This window comes from Sphingomonas sp. MMS24-J13 (assembly GCF_044905095.1).
Classification (GTDB): Bacteria; Pseudomonadota; Alphaproteobacteria; order Sphingomonadales; family Sphingomonadaceae; genus Sphingomonas_I.
In genome coordinates, this window is record NZ_CP173258.1 from 3,328,222 (window position 1) to 3,345,165 (window position 16,944).

Annotated in this window: 11 protein-coding genes; 8 read left to right on the top strand and 3 right to left on the bottom strand. The window is 64.2% G+C overall.

Annotation, left to right across the window (positions count from 1 at the left end; translation table 11 throughout):
• Positions 1–13: 13 nt before the first annotated feature.
• Entirely contained in the window at positions 14–1,759 is a 1,746-nt protein-coding gene (locus tag AB4Z44_RS15310) for an ABC transporter permease (RefSeq protein WP_404710559.1), read from the bottom strand.
• A gap of 594 nt (positions 1,760–2,353) precedes the next feature.
• Between AB4Z44_RS15310 and AB4Z44_RS15315 the strand changes: the two genes are divergently transcribed.
• Entirely contained in the window at positions 2,354–3,124 is a 771-nt protein-coding gene (locus tag AB4Z44_RS15315) for an ATP-binding protein (RefSeq protein WP_404710560.1), read from the top strand.
• A gap of 27 nt (positions 3,125–3,151) precedes the next feature.
• Positions 3,152–3,739 carry a hypothetical protein gene (locus tag AB4Z44_RS15320; protein ID WP_404710561.1) on the top strand — a complete coding sequence of 196 codons (588 nt, stop codon included), beginning with the start codon at positions 3,152–3,154 and terminating at the stop codon, positions 3,737–3,739.
• A gap of 67 nt (positions 3,740–3,806) precedes the next feature.
• On the opposite strand, the gene AB4Z44_RS15325 is transcribed toward AB4Z44_RS15320, so the two are convergent.
• Positions 3,807–4,580 (bottom strand): transglutaminase family protein, encoded by a 774-nt coding sequence (locus tag AB4Z44_RS15325; protein ID WP_404710562.1) that lies wholly within the window; start codon positions 4,578–4,580, stop codon positions 3,807–3,809.
• A 379-nt stretch (positions 4,581–4,959) separates the two neighbouring features.
• Between AB4Z44_RS15325 and AB4Z44_RS15330 the strand changes: the two genes are divergently transcribed.
• The 6 genes from AB4Z44_RS15330 to AB4Z44_RS15355 all read left to right on the top strand — a co-directional run bounded on the left by AB4Z44_RS15330 (position 4,960) and on the right by AB4Z44_RS15355 (position 15,632).
• Positions 4,960–5,367, top strand: a complete 408-nt coding sequence (locus tag AB4Z44_RS15330; RefSeq protein ID WP_404710563.1) for a DUF3597 domain-containing protein — start codon at positions 4,960–4,962, stop codon at positions 5,365–5,367.
• 156 nt (positions 5,368–5,523) lie between these two features.
• Positions 5,524–5,742, top strand: coding sequence for a hypothetical protein (locus AB4Z44_RS15335; protein ID WP_404710564.1), 219 nt, complete (start codon positions 5,524–5,526; stop codon positions 5,740–5,742).
• Between the two features lie 170 nt (positions 5,743–5,912).
• Positions 5,913–6,104, top strand: coding sequence for a hypothetical protein (locus AB4Z44_RS15340; protein ID WP_404710565.1), 192 nt, complete (start codon positions 5,913–5,915; stop codon positions 6,102–6,104).
• A gap of 313 nt (positions 6,105–6,417) precedes the next feature.
• Positions 6,418–10,578, top strand: coding sequence for a DNA-directed RNA polymerase subunit beta (rpoB, locus tag AB4Z44_RS15345; RefSeq protein ID WP_404710566.1), 4,161 nt, complete (start codon positions 6,418–6,420; stop codon positions 10,576–10,578).
• Between the two features lie 74 nt (positions 10,579–10,652).
• Complete coding sequence (rpoC, locus tag AB4Z44_RS15350; RefSeq protein WP_404710567.1) at positions 10,653–14,924, top strand: DNA-directed RNA polymerase subunit beta'; 4,272 nt, start codon at positions 10,653–10,655, stop codon at positions 14,922–14,924.
• Between the two features lie 270 nt (positions 14,925–15,194).
• The gene (locus AB4Z44_RS15355) at positions 15,195–15,632 is read left to right on the top strand and encodes a response regulator (protein ID WP_404710568.1); all 438 of its coding nucleotides are present in this window, start codon (positions 15,195–15,197) and stop codon (positions 15,630–15,632) included.
• Positions 15,633–15,641: 9 nt separating this feature from the next.
• Here AB4Z44_RS15355 and AB4Z44_RS15360 read toward each other — a convergent pair whose 3' ends face one another.
• Positions 15,642–16,844 (bottom strand): DUF445 domain-containing protein, encoded by a 1,203-nt coding sequence (locus AB4Z44_RS15360; RefSeq protein ID WP_404714243.1) that lies wholly within the window; start codon positions 16,842–16,844, stop codon positions 15,642–15,644.
• Positions 16,845–16,944: the final 100 nt, after the last annotated feature.

The following is a 16,944-nucleotide window of genomic DNA, read 5'->3' on the forward strand; positions in this document are numbered from 1 at the left end:
CGGCAAACTCCCTTCAGGCGAGACGGAGGCGGCGTTCGGCGAAGGCGTACATCGGACGCCACACCAGCCGATTGAAGCCGAGCACGAACAGGGACATCACCGCGATGCCGAGCGCGACCCGCGGATAATCGCCTGCAGTCGTCGCCTTCGCGATATAGGTGCCGAGGCCATGCGCCTCGAGATGACGGTTGCCCCACGACACCGCCTCGGCGACGATCGAGGCATTCCACGATCCTCCGCTCGCGGTGAGCGCGCCGGTGACATAATATGGAAAGACCCCGGGCAGCGCGACCTGCCGCCACCATTGCCAGCCCTTCACCCCGAACATGCCGGCCGCCTCGCGCAGATCGTTGGGGATCGCGCTCGCGCCGGCGATGACGTTGAACAATATGTACCATTGGGTGCCGAGGATCATCAGCGGCGACAGCCAGATATCGGGGCTGAGGTCCCAGCGCACGATTACGATCACCGCGAACGGGAAGAGCACGTTGGCGGGAAACGCCGCGAGGAATTGCGCGACCGGCTGAAGCCGCTGCGCCCAGACCGGATTGAGCCCGATCCACACCCCGATCGGCACCCACACCAGGCTGGCGAGCGCGATCAGCACGACGACGCGGACGAGCGTCAGCATGGCGAGCGCGAACACCTCACCGATATCGCCCAGTCCCAGCGTCGCGAAAATATAGCGTGCGGAAAGCCAGAGCGTGGCGACGACGGCCAGCAGCAGCACCGCTTGCCATAAGCGCTCGATCCACGGATTGGCGGGCCGCTCCTGCGCCCGGCGCGGCGCCCGGATCCCGGGATCGAGCGCCAGCAGCAATCGGCCGATCGCGCCGACGGGCGCGAACAGGACGGGCAGGAGCCGGGTACGCCGGAGCAGATCGTAGGCCCACGATGCCGGCCGCTCGTTGCTCGCGGTTTGCTCGAACCGGAAGCGATCCGCCCAGGCGACGACCGGGCGGAAGAAGAGTTGGTCATAGAGAATGATGACGATCCCCATCATCCCCACCGCCAGCGCAATCGCGCCGAAATCCTTACGGTCGATCGCCAGCGCCAGCCACGATCCGATCCCCGGCAAGGTGACGGTGGTGTTGCCGACCGTGATTGCCTCGGACGCGACGACGAAGAACCAGCCGCCCGACATCGACATCATCGCGTTCCACACGAGCGCCGGTGTCGCGAACGGCAGATCGAGCCGAAGAAAGCGGCGGATCGGCGAGAGCGCGAACCCCTGCGTCACCTCCTCCAGATCGGCCGGGACCGAGCGCAGCGACTGGTAGAAACTGAACGCCATGTTCCACGCCTGGCTGGTGAAGATCGCGAACACCGCCGCCAGCTCGACGCCCAGGATATTGCCCGGCACCAGCCCCATGAAGAAGGTGACGGTAAAGGTCAGGAAGCCGAGGATCGGCACCGACTGAAGGATATCGAGCGCGGGCACGATGATCTGCCCCGCCCGCCGGCTGCGCGCCGCGAGCGTCGCCACGATCAAAGTGAAGATGGTCGAGGCGAACAAAGCCGCGAACATGCGCAGCACGGTGCGCAGCGCATAATAAGGCAGATAGGCCGGATCGAGCACGACCGGCTCGACATGCAGGGTCGACAGCGGCTGAACCGCACCCTCGGCGCCGCGAAACACAAGCAGAGCGAGCCCGGCGAGAATGACGAACGCGATCGCATCGGCGCGATTCGGCGTTGTGAGCGAGAGCATCCGCGAGAAGGGCCGCAAGACGCGAACGGGCTGCTTCTCCGGGCTCATCGGGCACCTCGGCGATTGGGAACAGAGCGGTTAGAGGATGGCGGGTTTTTATGACCATTAAGGGCATGCCCGTAAGGTCAACAAAATCCGCCATGCAGCCGGAACGGTCCCATGCCTAGCTATTGTGCGACGAGTTGAGGGGGCGCCAAATTTCGAGAGCACGTTTGTCGATAGCTGAGACAATCAGGGGTTCGCGCAGAGGCGCGGAGGCGCGGAGGCGCGGAGAATTTTTTACGTCATTCCAGCGCAGGCGGAAATCCATAAACGCAGATCCCTTGATAATCTGGATCCCCGCCTGCGCGGGATGACGAGTAGACAAGATCCTGCCGCCTTCTTTTTTCGTCTCCGCGCCATCGCGCGAACCACCAATTGAATCTTCCTGTAACTGCCCCCCGGATCCAACCGCTGCAGATATTTCTGCGACCGATCCGCATCATTTGCCGAAGCCCGCGGCTCGCCCGCAGCCGCGAACGAGGTTGCCCCGCATCCGGCAACGAACGTCTTCCTGCCGGTCATCAACCGGATGGGGGCCGACGTTGGAGGCGCGGCTGATTCGCCACGGTTTTCTACCCGAGCGGCGGCGGCCGGATCGAGGTGGACATCACGCCCGTCCCCTTGCACCCGATCGATTGTGTCGAGTGCGACGCGTTTCTTGCGCACACCGCGTGCGCGATATTTGGGGCGCAGGCGTTCGAGCGCTTCTTCGGCATGACGGCGCCGGCCGGGCTGGCCGATCTGCGAACTCTGACGCTGGGCGATTTCGCGGTGGTCACGCGGCAGCGGCGTTTCGCTACGGCGCTCGACGGCGCGGCTTTGGTCGGGGACCCGCAGGCCGGGGCGAGCTATGCGTCGTTGCCCGAGGTAGAACGCGCGTTGCGCGGGCTACCGGCGACGATGCTGCGCCGGAACCGGGATTATCACCGTACCCTGCCGATCGAATGGCTCAGCCGATCAGCCAACCTGCGCATGCACCATGCCCGCCCGATCGTCATAGGCGGCAAGGTGGTCGGCGTGCTGCTGCTCGCGCGCAGCCCGCCGCCGCTCTACATGGGGCTGTATCGCGATGCCGGGAAAAATAGCCGTCAGGCGGGCGGAAGCCACTGCGCGATCGAGGTCCGGGTGACGGACAAGATCGCGCAAATCCTGGTCACCGACGACGGCCCCGGTATTGCCGCCGCCGATCGGGAGCGGCTGTTCGAGCCTTTTTTCACTACCCGCCGCGCCAAGGGTGGAACGGGGCTAGGCCTGCCGATTGCGCGGTCGCTGCTCGACGCATGTGGTGGGTCAATCCGCCTGGTCGAATCCACCGCTGGCTGCACGATCGCGATCGGGGTGCCTATCTTCCAAGCTCGATTGTTGGTGTAGGGTAGGCTGAAAGTCACAGGCAGGGCCATGCTATCACGCCGCCTCATTGTAGCGAGCCTCGTGCTCCTCGGCGTCGCAGTTACCTGCATTGCCGTATCGGATATCGCCGAATCTCGAGGATCATCGCTGCCGTCCGTGTCTCTTCCCGCACCAAACTTCGACGTCCGAATGTTTGGTTACGCGTCGGTTTCGGGAGATTACGAACTGCAGGTCGAACTTCCCGCGCTGAGTTCAGCGTTCGATCGGGTACCAGCATTCAACGATCGTCCGCTGCCATGCACCATAAGCATTTCAACGTTTACCAAAGATGGTCGGATCGAAAAAGCGCGTTCAACTCTCGTCCCGATGGGGAGTTACGCGGCCGGCCACGTGCTGCTCTACCGTTCCGCCAGCTTCCAATTACGGCGAGGGGAGTTCTCAATCGAAATTCGCAATGAGGGATGCACCCCGCCTTATCAGTTTCAAGGCGGGATGGCCTATCTGGACCATCCGAAGCCAGTAACCATCAGCCTGTTCTTTGTTGTAAGGCTTCTTGGCTATGCATCTGGGTTTCTCGCTTTACTGCTGCTGGCTTATGCAACGACTGCCAATCTGCTGAGAAAAAAAGGGCCATAGCCGCCTTTCTTTCGCGCAAACGCGATCCCTGGAAAGCGCTGGCGATCCTGACATGGTCATAAGGCTATCACGCCGGCCAGACCGACACCGCCTGCGCATTCATCCGCGTTGCGCCGTAAGCCGTGAGGAACGCCACATCGGCCGCGTCTCGCCCGACCCCGATCTTGGCCATCCCGCCCTGCGTCGCCATCCCCGTCGCATCGACCAGATGCCACGCGCCGTCGAGGAACACCTCCGCCACGGCATGGAAGTCTTGCGGTTCGACGCCGAGCGCATAGACGCTCGCGATCCGCGCCGGAATGCCTGAGGCGCGCACCAACGTGATGATCACATGGGCATAATCGCGGCACACGCCCTGGCGCTTCACGAACGTATCGAGCGCGGTCGTGTCCCCCGAGCTCGATCCCGGGACGTAGGAGAAACTGCGCTCCACCCAATCGCGCAAGGCCGCCACGCGTTGGCCGCCCTGCAGGTTGCCGAATTCGGCATCGACGAAGGTCTGGAACTGATCGGAGGGGCAGTAACGCGATGGCATCAGATATTGGACCGTCTCGCCCGGCAGCTGGTGCGGCGGCACCATCGGCAGGATGCTTACATCGGCCAGCACGCGATCGATCGTGACGGTCGCGCGATAATCGACCACCAGCCGCCCCTGGATCCGCACCCACAGCCGATCCCCGATCGAATCATGCGCGGGGACCCGCGCAAAATGTTCCCCCTGCGTGATGTCGATATAGCCGTCGACGATCTGTTCGGGGATCATCGCCGCTTCGACCTGAAGCAGCACGTCGGTCGGGTGATCGAATTCGTAGTCGAGCCAGGATTCGATGCGAATTCTCATGGGCTGGCACTTCCGCTGACGTATCGGAGGATCGAGCGCACCGAATACGCGGTGGGCCAGAGCGATGTTTTGAGATCTTGATCCGTGGAGCCGAATCGAGCCCCGCGGTTATGCCCCAGGTGTGGGCAAGCGGCAAATCCGTGCAGCGGATCGGAATCGCGACGCCTTGGCTTTTTTCGGCCCGGAAATGGCTTCATGGTTGCTCGCAACGCCTGCCGAGCGACTCCAGACGCGCGACGCGCGCGATGCAGCCAGCTGGCGGGAACATTTGCATACGACAGGCGGGCGGCGCCCGCCGGGCCGAACAATCGGGCTTCGCGCATCTTACTGGAATCCCGTGCGTTCGACCTGATCGTCAATCGATCAGCGGAGTTTGATCATGGGCATTTTCGAGAGCATCAAGCACGCCATCTTCGGCGATCACGTCGAGCCTGCGCCGGCACCGGCACCACAACCGGCAGCGGCGAAACCCGCCATGCCGATGGCCCCTCAGGCTGCGCCCGCCGCGCCGCAACCGGCGGCGGCCCAGCCGGTCGATGTCGATGCGATCCTCACGCAGAAGGCCGCAGCCGCCGGACGACCGAGCAATTGGCGCACCTCGATCGTCGATCTGCTGCAATTGCTCGGGCTCGATTCCAGCCTCGCGGCGCGCAAGGAACTGGCGAACGAACTCAACATCCATGTCGGCGCCGACGGCACCGCTGAAGAAAATATCGCACTGCACAAGGCGGTGATGCAGAAGCTCGCCGCGAATGGCGGCAAAGTGCCGGCCGAACTGATGAACTGATCGACTTCCAAGCCTCCTTCCTTCCGAGGAAGGGGGCTCACAGGGATTCAGGCACACGGGTGGGAAATGACCGCACGACATTTTGCGCGATCCCTGCTACACTTCGCACAGCCTATTCCGGCTTGCGCGGCTGAAGAACGCGCAGGAGACCGCCCCATGTCACGCGCGCTGAACCTCGATGCCCCCAAGGAGCATGTCCTTGCCACCTGCGCGAAGAACAAGGCCGGTATCACCCAGATCGAGTCGCTCGTATCGGGCGGCACCCGTGTCGTGTTCAAGAATGCCGACGACGCCGCGGTGATCGGCCGCGCCTACAAGGGCAAGATTATCGACGGCCCGATCGTCCGCACGCCGACCCGCACCGTTCACGCCTGATCCGGTCGCGGAAGCGCGGGACCGCACTCTTACAATTCACGACAGGGGGACTACATTCGGTAGCGTTCGTTGCCGGGCACGGAGCCGTGTCCGGCGCAGATCAGGTTACGCGGCATTCGGCAATCCACCCAGTTCAGACGTCCTCTCGTCACCGCGTCAGGAAATCCGCCATGAGTGAAGTACAATTTTACCGCACGCGCGCCGCACAATGTCGCGCCGAAGCCGAGGCCGCCACGCTGGACAATGTCCGTGAGCGCTGCCTGCGCGCCGAAGCCGCCTGGGTCGCGATGGCGGAGCGCGGCGAACGCACCGATCAGATGCGCGCCGATCGCGATGCCGCGAAGGCGGCGATGACGGGCTGACATCGCTCGCAATTCAAGGTGAATTGCGCGAAATCGGCGCAAGCCCCTTTACGAATCGCGCAGAAATCCTACATGGCGTATCGATCGGTAGCGGGCCTCTTGCGAGTCTGCCGCCACCGTCCCGCCCCGGGACACAGGCTCGAGTTGCGCACGGGCCTGCGACGAATTGGGGTGCGGCACGGTATCTCCAGACGCTGCAGTGCGGATCCGATGGCCCGGACCCGCACTTTTTTGCGTTGGATTTCCAGCGCTTACTGGCTGAGCTCCCGCCGCGATGCGGGAATTTTTATGATCCGTTCCTGAGGGATAATCGATGGCGACCCAGGCAGTTCCAGCCCCCCAATCCTTGTACGGCGCAGCGAAGAAGCGCATCCGCAAGGTCTTCGGCAACATCCACGAAGTGGTGCAAATGCCGAACCTGATCGAGGTGCAGCGCGAAAGCTACGAGCAGTTCCTGCGCTCCGATCCCTCGATCGGTTATGTTTCGGGCCTCGAAAAGACCCTGCGCTCGGTTTTCCCAATTCGCGATTTCGCCGGCACAGCCGAGCTCGATTTCGTGAATTACGAGCTGGAAGACCCCAAGTACGATATCGAGGAATGCCGCCAGCGCGGCATCACCTATGCCGCGCCGATGCGCGTGACCCTGCGCCTGATCGTGTTCGAGGTCGATGCCGATACCGACACCCGTTCGGTGCTCGATATCAAGGAGCAGGACGTCTACATGGGCGACATGCCGCTCATGACCTGGAACGGCACGTTCATCATCAACGGCACCGAGCGCGTCATCGTCAGCCAGATGCATCGCAGCCCCGGCGTCCTGTTCGATCATGACCGCGGCAAGACCCACGCTTCGGGCAAATATCTCTTCGCCGCCCGCGTGATCCCCTATCGCGGCTCTTGGCTCGATTTCGAGTTCGACGCCAAGGACATCGTCAACGTCCGCATCGACCGCAAGCGCAAGCTGCCGGTCACGACGTTGCTCTATGCGCTCGGCATGAATGGCGAGGAAATCCTCAACCATTTCTACAAGACGCAGACCTATGTCCGCGGCGAGGGCGGCTGGAAGGTGCCCTTCCTGGTCGAGAATTGGCGCGGTCAGAAGCCGAACTTCGATGTCGTCAACGGCGACACCGGCGAAATCGTGTTCCCGGCGGGCACCAAGATCTCGCCGCGCGCCGCCAACAAGGCCGGCAAGGACGGGCTCAAGAACCTGCTGATCCCGACCGAGGAGATCTATGGCCGCTACAGCGCCTTCGATCTGATCGACGAGAGCACCGGCCGCATTTACATCGAAGCGGGCGACGAAGTGACTCCGGAGAATCTGGAGTTGCTCGACGGTGCCGGCATCGACCATGTCGACCTGCTCGACATCGATCACATCTCGACCGGTGCCTGGATGCGCAACACGCTGAAGGCCGACAAGGTCGAAGAGCGCGATCATGCGCTCTCCGAAATCTACCGCGTCATGCGCCCCGGCGAGCCGCCGACGAAGGAGACCGCGGAGTCGCTCTTCTCCGGCCTGTTCTTCGATCCGGATCGCTACGACCTTTCGGCGGTCGGCCGCGTGAAGCTCAACATGCGCCTCGAGCTCGACGCCGAGGATACCGTCACGACGCTCCGCACCGAGGACATCCTCGCGGTCGTGAAGACCCTGGTCGATCTGAAGGACGGCAAGGGCGAGATCGACGACATCGACAATCTCGGCAACCGCCGCGTGCGTTCGGTCGGCGAGCTGCTCGAGAACCAGTATCGCGTCGGCCTGCTCCGCATGGAGCGCGCCGTGAAGGAGCGCATGTCCTCGGTCGACGTGTCGACCGTCATGCCGAACGACCTGATCAACGCCAAGCCGGCGGTGGCCGCGGTGCGCGAATTCTTCGGCTCCTCGCAGCTGTCGCAGTTCATGGATCAGACCAACCCGCTCTCCGAAGTGACGCATAAGCGTCGTGTTTCGGCGCTCGGGCCGGGCGGTCTCACACGTGAGCGTGCAGGCTTCGAAGTCCGCGACGTCCACCCGACCCACTATGGCCGCATCTGCCCGATCGAGACGCCGGAAGGCCCGAACATCGGCCTGATCAACAGCCTCGCCTCGTTCAGCCGCGTCAACAAGTACGGCTTCATCGAGACGCCGTATCGCAAGGTCATCGACCACAAGGTCACCGACGAGGTCGTGTACCTCTCGGCGATGGAAGAGGCCAAGCACACGATCGCGCAGGCGAACGCCGATATCGCGGCCGACGGCACCTTCTCCGAGGATCTGATCTCGGCGCGTGAAGCGGGCGAGTTCCTGATGGCGCCGCGCGATCACATCACCTTGATGGACGTCAGCCCCAAGCAGCTCGTGTCGGTCGCGGCATCGCTCATTCCGTTCCTGGAAAACGATGACGCCAACCGCGCGCTGATGGGCTCGAACATGCAGCGTCAGGCCGTGCCGCTGGTCCGCGCCGAGGCGCCGTTCGTCGGCACCGGCATGGAAGGCACCGTCGCACGCGATTCGGGTGCGGCGATCGGCGCGCGGCGCGCGGGCATCGTCGACCAGGTCGACGCGGCGCGTATCGTCATCCGCGCCACCGGCGAGGTCGATGCCGGCAAGTCGGGCGTCGACATCTACACGCTCATGAAGTTCCAGCGTTCGAACCAGTCGACCTGCATCAACCAGCGTCCGCTGGTGAAGGTGGGCGACGTGATCGAGGCCGGCGACATCATCGCCGACGGTCCGTCGACCGAGTTCGGCGAACTGGCGCTCGGCCGCAACGCGCTCGTCGCGTTCATGCCGTGGAATGGCTATAACTACGAGGACTCGATCCTCATCTCCGAGCGGATCGTGAAGGACGACGTGTTCACGTCGATCCACATCGACGAGTTCGAGGTGATGGCCCGCGACACCAAGCTCGGGCCCGAGGACATCACTCGCGACATCCCGAACGTCGGCGAGGAAGCTCTGCGCAACCTCGACGAGGCCGGCATCGTCTACATCGGCGCCGAAGTGGAGCCAGGCGACATTCTGGTCGGCAAGATCACCCCGAAGGGCGAAAGCCCGATGACGCCGGAGGAGAAGCTGCTCCGCGCCATCTTTGGTGAAAAGGCCTCCGACGTGCGCGACACGTCGCTGCGCCTGCCGCCGGGCGTTTCGGGCACCATCGTCGACGTGCGCGTGTTCAACCGCCACGGCATCGACAAGGACGAGCGCGCTCTCGCGATCGAACGCGAGGAGATCGACCGGCTGTCGAAGGACCGTGAGGACGAGCGCGCGATCGTCAACCGGGCATCGTGGTCGCGTCTCAGGGAGATGCTGCTCGGCCAGACCGTCGCTTCGGGCCCGAAGGGCGTCCGCAAGGGTGCGATCATCGACGATGCGATGCTCGAGGAAGTCGAGCGTCGCGAGTGGTGGAAGTTTGCCGTTGCCGACGATGCGCGCCAGAGCGATCTGGAAGCGGTCAAGGCGCAGTATGACGAAGCCGTCGGCGCCATCGTCCGCAAGTTCGACGATCGCGTCGAGAAGCTGCAGCGCGGTGACGAGCTGCCGCCGGGCGTGCTGAAGATGGTCAAGGTGTTCGTCGCGGTGAAGCGCAAGCTGCAGCCGGGCGACAAGATGGCCGGCCGTCACGGCAACAAGGGCGTCATCAGCCGGATCCTGCCGGCCGAGGACATGCCGTTCCTAGCGGACGGTACGCCTGTCGATCTGGTGCTCAACCCGCTCGGCGTGCCGTCGCGCATGAATGTTGGCCAGATTTTCGAGACCCACCTTGGCTGGGCCGCACGCGGCCTGGGCAAGCAGGTGACCGAGGCGCTGGAGGCATGGCGCGAAGCCAATCCCGATGGCGTCGAGGGCGGCACGCCTCCGGCGGCCGTCGTCGAGCGGCTGAAGGACATCTATGGCGAGCAATATCACGAGGAAATCGACGCGCGTACGTCGGCCGATATCGTCGAGATGGCGGGCCTTCTGAAGAACGGCATTCCGATGGCGACTCCGGTGTTCGACGGCGCGCGTGAGGCTGACGTCTCGGCGATGCTGACCAAGGCCGGCCTGCACACGTCGGGCCAGTCGGAGCTGTTCGACGGCCGCACCGGCGAGGCGTTCGACCGCAAGGTGACCGTGGGCTACATCTACATGCTGAAGCTTCACCACCTTGTGGACGACAAGATCCACGCGCGTTCGATCGGGCCCTACAGCCTCGTCACCCAGCAGCCGCTGGGCGGCAAGGCCCAGTTCGGCGGCCAGCGTTTCGGGGAAATGGAGGTGTGGGCGCTCCAGGCCTATGGCGCCGCCTACACGCTGCAGGAAATGCTGACGGTGAAGTCCGACGACGTGGTCGGCCGCACCAAGGTCTACGAGGCGATCGTCAAGGGCGACGACACGTTCGAGGCCGGCATTCCCGAAAGCTTCAACGTGCTGGTCAAGGAAATGCGCTCGCTGGGCCTCAACATCGATTTGAACTCGATCGAGGACACCGAAAGCGCCGAAGCGGCGGAGTGACCGGAAGGGCGCTGTCTCCCGAAGACAGCGCCCTTCCCCTCGCCCGGTATTTTCCCTCCAAGTGAGGATTTGAGATGAACGAACTGACCAACTTCGCCAATCCGGTCGCCAAGCCGGAAACGTTCGACCAGATCAAGATCGGCATCGCATCGCCCGATCGGATTCGCTCCTGGTCGTTCGGCGAGATCAAGAAGCCCGAGACGATCAACTATCGCACGTTCAAGCCCGAGCGTGACGGCCTGTTCTGCGCACGCATCTTCGGTCCGATCAAGGATTACGAGTGCCTGTGCGGCAAGTACAAGCGCATGAAGTATAAGGGCATCGTCTGCGAAAAGTGCGGCGTCGAAGTGACCGTCGCCAAGGTTCGCCGCGAGCGCATGGGCCATATCGAGCTCGCCGCCCCGGTCGCGCACATCTGGTTCCTGAAGTCGTTGCCGAGCCGCATCGGCCTGCTGCTCGACATGCAGCTGAAGCAGCTCGAGCGCATCCTGTACTTCGAATCCTATGTCGTGATCGAGCCGGGCCTCACCAGCCTGGAGAAGTATCAGCTCCTCAACGAGGACGAGCTGCTCGCCGCGCAGGACGAATATGGCGAGGACGCCTTCTCCGCCGGGATCGGCGCCGAGGCGGTCAAGCAGATGCTGATGGACCTCGATCTCGAGGGCGAGCGCAAGGACCTCATGGAGGAACTCGCGGTCACCAAGTCCGAGCTCAAGCCCAAGAAGATCATCAAGCGCTTGAAGGTCGTCGAGAGCTTCATCGATTCGGGCAACCGCCCGGAGTGGATGATCCTCGACGTCGTTCCGGTCATCCCGCCGGAACTGCGCCCGCTCGTCCCGCTCGACGGCGGCCGCTTCGCGACGTCGGATCTCAACGATCTGTATCGCCGCGTGATCAACCGCAACAACCGCCTCAAGCGGCTGATGGAGCTGCGCGCACCGGACATCATCGTCCGCAACGAAAAGCGCATGCTGCAGGAGTCGGTCGACGCGCTGTTCGATAACGGCCGCCGCGGCCGCACGATCACGGGTGCCAACAAGCGTCCGCTGAAGTCGCTGTCCGACATGCTCAAGGGCAAGCAGGGCCGCTTCCGTCAGAACCTGCTCGGCAAGCGCGTCGATTATTCGGGCCGTTCGGTCATCGTGACCGGCCCGGAACTCAAGCTGCACCAGTGCGGCCTGCCCAAGAAGATGGCGCTCGAGCTGTTCAAGCCGTTCATCTACGCCCGTCTCGATGCCAAGGGTCTCTCCATGACCCTCAAGCAGGCGAAGAAGTGGGTCGAGAAGGAGCGCAAGGAAGTCTGGGACATCCTCGACGAGGTGATCCGCGAGCATCCCGTGCTGCTGAACCGTGCCCCGACGCTTCACCGCCTGGGCATCCAGGCGTTCGAGCCCGTGCTGATCGAGGGCAAGGCGATCCAGCTGCACCCGCTGGTCTGCTCGGCCTTCAACGCCGACTTCGACGGCGATCAGATGGCCGTCCACGTTCCGCTGAGCCTCGAGGCCCAGCTGGAAGCGCGCGTGCTGATGATGTCGACCAACAACATCCTGTCGCCCGCGAACGGCAAGCCGATCATCGTGCCGTCGCAGGACATGGTGCTGGGTCTCTATTACCTGTCGATGATGAAGGAAGACGAGCCCGGCCAGGGCATGCTCATCTCCGACATGATGGAGGTGCACCAGGCGCTCAACGCCAAGGCCGTGACGCTTCACACGAAGATCACGACCCGCGTTCCGCAGACCGACGAAGCCGGCAAGACCTACATGAAGCGGGTCGAGACCACGCCCGGCCGCATGCTGATCGCCGAGACCCTGCCGAAGAGCCACAAGGTTCCGTTCGAAACGGTCAACCGCCTGCTGACCAAGAAGGAGATCGGCGACGTCATCGACATCGTCTATCGCCACACCGGCCAGAAGGAGACGGTGCTGTTCGCCGACGGCATCATGAGCCTCGGCTTCCGTCACGCCTTCCAGGCCGGCATCTCGTTCGGCAAGGATGACATGGTCATCCCGGCCGAGAAGGAGCCTTTGGTCGAAGAGACGAAGCTGCTCGTGAAGGATTACGAGCAGCAGTATCAGGACGGCCTGATCACCCAGCAGGAAAAGTACAACAAGGTGATCGACGCCTGGTCGCGTTGCGGCGATCGCGTGGCCGCTGAGATGATGAAGGAGATCCAGGCGGTCAAGAAGAACCCTGACGGCCGGGAAGCGGACATCAACTCGATCTACATGATGGCGCATTCCGGTGCGCGTGGTTCGCAGGCGCAGATCAAGCAGCTTGCCGGCATGCGCGGCCTGATGGCCAAGCCGTCGGGCGAGATCATCGAGACGCCGATCATCTCGAACTTCAAGGAAGGCCTGACCGTCCTTGAATATTTCAACTCCACCCACGGCGCTCGTAAGGGCCTCGCGGATACGGCGTTGAAGACCGCGAACTCGGGTTACCTCACCCGCCGTCTGGTCGACGTGTCGCAGGATTGCGTCGTCGTCGAACTGGATTGCGGCACCGAGCGGGCGCTGGAAATGCGCGCGATCGTGCAGGGCGGCTCGACCATCGCGTCGCTCGGCGAGCGCATCCTCGGCCGCACCACGGCGGAGGATATCATCGACAGCAAGACGGGCGAGGTCGTCCTTCCCGAGGGCACGTTGCTCGACGAGGCGATGATCCTGCAGATCGAGGCGGTCGCGCCGCAGGCGGTCAAGATCCGCAGCCCGCTGGTCTGCGAGTCCAAGGGTGGCGTCTGCGCCGCCTGCTACGGCCGCGATCTGGCGCGCGGTACGCCGGTCAATATCGGCGAGGCGGTCGGCGTCATCGCCGCCCAGTCGATCGGCGAACCGGGCACGCAGCTCACCATGCGTACCTTCCACATCGGTGGTGCGGCACAGCTCAACGAGCAGTCGAACCTCGAGGCGGTCAGCGACGGCACGATCCAGTATCGTGACGTGCCGACGATCGTGAACCCGCGGGGCCAGCGCATCACGCTGAGCCGTTCGGGCGAAATCGCGATCATGGACATGGACGGCCGCGAGCGGGCGACCCATCGCCTGCCTTACGGTGCGCAGATCCTGTTCGAAGACGGCCATGTCGTCTCGAAGGGCGATCGCATCGCGCAGTGGGATCCGGCCTATATGCCGGTGATCACCGACAAGAAGGGCATGGTCCGCTTCCAGGATCTGATCGAGAACCGCACGGTGCGCGAGGAATCGGACGAAACGACCGGCCTCACCCAGCGCGTCGTGCTCGAGGATCAGGGCCGTTCGAAGAAGGACGACCTGCGCCCGCGCATCACCCTGCTGGACGAAGCTTCGGGCGAGACCGGCGTCAGCCGCCTCGCACCGGGCGCGGTCATCGCGGTCGAGGACGGCCAGATGGTCCAGGTCGGCGAAGTGCTGGCGCGCGTTCCGCGTGAAGCGGCGCGTACCCGCGATATCACCGGCGGTCTGCCGCGCGTCGCCGAGCTCTTCGAGGCGCGCAAGCCCAAGGAGAATGCGATCATCGCCAAGATCTCCGGGCGCGTCGAATTCGGCAAGGATTACAAGGCCAAGCGCAAGGTCATCATCCGTCCGGATGATGGTTCGGAGCCGGTCGAGTACCTGGTGCCGAAGTCGAAGGCGATCGACGCGCAGGAAGGCGATTACGTCAAGCGCGGCGACAATCTGATCGGCGGCTCGCCCGATCCGCACGATATTCTCGAGGTGCTCGGCATCGAGCCGCTCGCCGAATATCTCGTGTCGGAAATCCAGGAGGTCTATCGTCTGCAGGGCGTGAAGATCAACGACAAGCACATCGAGACGATCGTTCGTCAGATGCTGCAGAAGGTCGAGATCACCGCGGCCGGCGACACGACCCTCCTGCCGGGCGAACAGGTCGATCGCGAGGAAATGGACGAGATCAACGCGAAGCTCGACGCCGGCCTGGCGCCGGCCGAGGGCAAGCCGATCCTGCTCGGGATCACCAAGGCCTCGCTGCAGACGCGTTCGTTCATCTCGGCGGCGTCGTTCCAGGAGACCACCCGCGTTCTCACCGAGGCTTCGGTGCAGGGCAAGGTGGATAGCCTGACCGGCCTCAAGGAGAATGTGATCGTCGGCCGTCTCATCCCCGCCGGCACCGGCGCGGGCATGAACCGCCTGCGCGTCACCGCCTCCAGCCGCGATGCCGCACTCCGTGCCTCGCAGCGCACCGTCGCCGCCGCAATCACGGCGCCGAAGAATGCCGCTGAAGAGCATGCCGCCGAACTCGCGCGTACCACGCGCGATTCGACCGGCACCGGCAGCGATCCGCTCGGCGAAGTCGTGGGCCAGACCCATGGCAGCGACGCGGACGCGGGCGATTACCTGAACAAGTAATCGCCTGGGCCCAGGCCTGAAGAAGATCGGCGCCGTCGTCCCCCGGGACGGCGGCGCTTTTCTTTTGGTCTGATCCCCCAAGTCCCGGGATCGCGCGCCCACTCGATCTCAAATATCGCGACGCGCTGATGCAGGTCAGCCTCTGACGGGCGCCAATTCTGCGGATGCGACGACACCCCGGAACTAACCTGGATCAAGTCTGTTCGGAAAGATCGGGCGAGGATGGGAGCGAACTCGCTGGAAACATGACGTCTCGCTCCATCGGGGATCGTGCGCGTGCTGACCGGCTTGGCTATTTTGATCGCAGAGGATCAGGTGTTGCTCGCGCTCGACCTCGCCGCCGCCGTGGAAGAGCAAGGCGGCGTGGTTATCGGGCCGGTGGCGAACGTCGCCGAGGCCCTTGTTCTGGCCGAAACGGGGCCGATAGCCGCCGCCATACTCGACGCCAATCTTCTCGATCGCGACGTGACGCCGTTGGCGTTGCATTTGATCGAGCGCGGCATTCCGCTGGTCATTCACACCGGCACCGGCCTTCCGGACGCGCTCGCGCGGGCGCATCCCGATCTTGCGGTGGTGATGAAACCCGTGCCCCCTGAACTCGTGCTGGAGGCGCTCGATCGGGAGATCGCGCGGAAGGCGGGCGGGGGATCGTTTATCGAAGCGCAGACGATCCGGCTGGATATGCCGGGCCCGGGGGACGCCACCTGACGGCGGATGTCAAACGAGCACGTCGAAAACGTGGATCGCCAGCCCGACCAGGCCGCCCACCAAAGTCCCGTTGATACGGATATATTGCAGATCGCGGCCGACCGCATTTTCGAGCCGGCCGGTGACCGTCCGAGCGTCCCAGCCGCGCACGGTTTCGGACACGAGCCTGACGATACCGTCGCCATAAGATGCGACCACACCGCCCGCCGCGCGTCGCGCGAAGCGATTGACCGCGAGCCGTACGCGGTCATCCTCCTGCAGGCTCTGCCCCATCTGGCGCATCGCTTCGCCGAACTTGCCGGCCGCCACCGCCTCGGGATCGCGCGCGGCGCGCAGCATCGCGGCGCGGGCGCTCTGCCACAGGCCATCGAGCCAGGCTCCGACCGCCGGATTGGCCAAAGCGGCATCGCGCCACGCGGCCACCCTGGCCTGCAATTCGGGATCGTGCTGAAGACGCTCGGCCAGGCTCGTGAGCCCCTCTTCGGTCTTGGCACGAAGCGGATGATCCGGATCTTCGGCCATGTCGCCGAGCAGGCGGAAGATGCCGTCGAGGATCTTGCTCGAAAGCGTCTCGTCGAGTCCGGTCCAGCGCAGGATCGATCCCGCACGATCATGGATCATCTTGCGGAACAACGCCTCGTTGGCGTCGAGCGTGCGGCCGACCCACAGGATCGCCGTGTTGATCATCGGCCGATGGCGCCCCTCGGCGATCGCAGCGGTCAATAGCTGACCAGCCAAGGGTGCGAGATCGAGCGAACGCAGTCGCTGCGCGGTCGCGCTTTTGAAGAGTTGGCCGAGTCGCTCGTCGCCAAGACTTTCGAGCAGGGTCACTGCCAGCTTGCCCGCGCCGGCCCGCATCGGCCCCTCGCGCGGCGGCGAAGCGAGCACACGGCCGATCGCGCCGGCCACATCCAGCCGCGCCATGCGGCGCGCGACGATCCGCGGCACGAGGAAATTGGAGCGCAGGAAGGCGGCAAGGCTGTCGCCGATCCGATCCTTGTTGCGCGGGATGATCGCGGTGTGCGGGATCGGCAGTCCGAGCGGGTGGCGGAACAACGCAGTGACGGCGAACCAGTCGGCCAGCCCACCCACCATCGCCGCCTCGGCAAAAGCCCGAACGAAGCCCCACGCGGGGTGCACCGGCTCCAGCAGCCGCGCCGTCACATAGAGCGCGGCCATCGCCACCAGCAGCCCGGTCGCGACGATGCGCATCTGCCGGACGCCGTTGGGGGCGGAACGGGCGGGCGCGAGGCTCACAGGCGGATCGGGCGACACGGCATATCTATCAAGCACAATAACCGTAGCGCCCGAA

Coding starts and splice junctions, on each gene's coding strand:
- AB4Z44_RS15310 (WP_404710559.1), bottom strand. CDS start 1,759: ATGAGCCCGGAGAAGCAGCCCGTTCGCGTCTTGCGGCCCTTCTCGCGG.
- AB4Z44_RS15320 (WP_404710561.1), top strand. CDS start 3,152: ATGCTATCACGCCGCCTCATTGTAGCGAGCCTCGTGCTCCTCGGCGTC.
- AB4Z44_RS15325 (WP_404710562.1), bottom strand. CDS start 4,580: ATGAGAATTCGCATCGAATCCTGGCTCGACTACGAATTCGATCACCCG.
- AB4Z44_RS15330 (WP_404710563.1), top strand. CDS start 4,960: ATGGGCATTTTCGAGAGCATCAAGCACGCCATCTTCGGCGATCACGTC.
- AB4Z44_RS15335 (WP_404710564.1), top strand. CDS start 5,524: ATGTCACGCGCGCTGAACCTCGATGCCCCCAAGGAGCATGTCCTTGCC.
- AB4Z44_RS15340 (WP_404710565.1), top strand. CDS start 5,913: ATGAGTGAAGTACAATTTTACCGCACGCGCGCCGCACAATGTCGCGCC.
- rpoB (WP_404710566.1), top strand. CDS start 6,418: ATGGCGACCCAGGCAGTTCCAGCCCCCCAATCCTTGTACGGCGCAGCG.
- rpoC (WP_404710567.1), top strand. CDS start 10,653: ATGAACGAACTGACCAACTTCGCCAATCCGGTCGCCAAGCCGGAAACG.
- AB4Z44_RS15360 (WP_404714243.1), bottom strand. CDS start 16,844: ATGCGCATCGTCGCGACCGGGCTGCTGGTGGCGATGGCCGCGCTCTAT.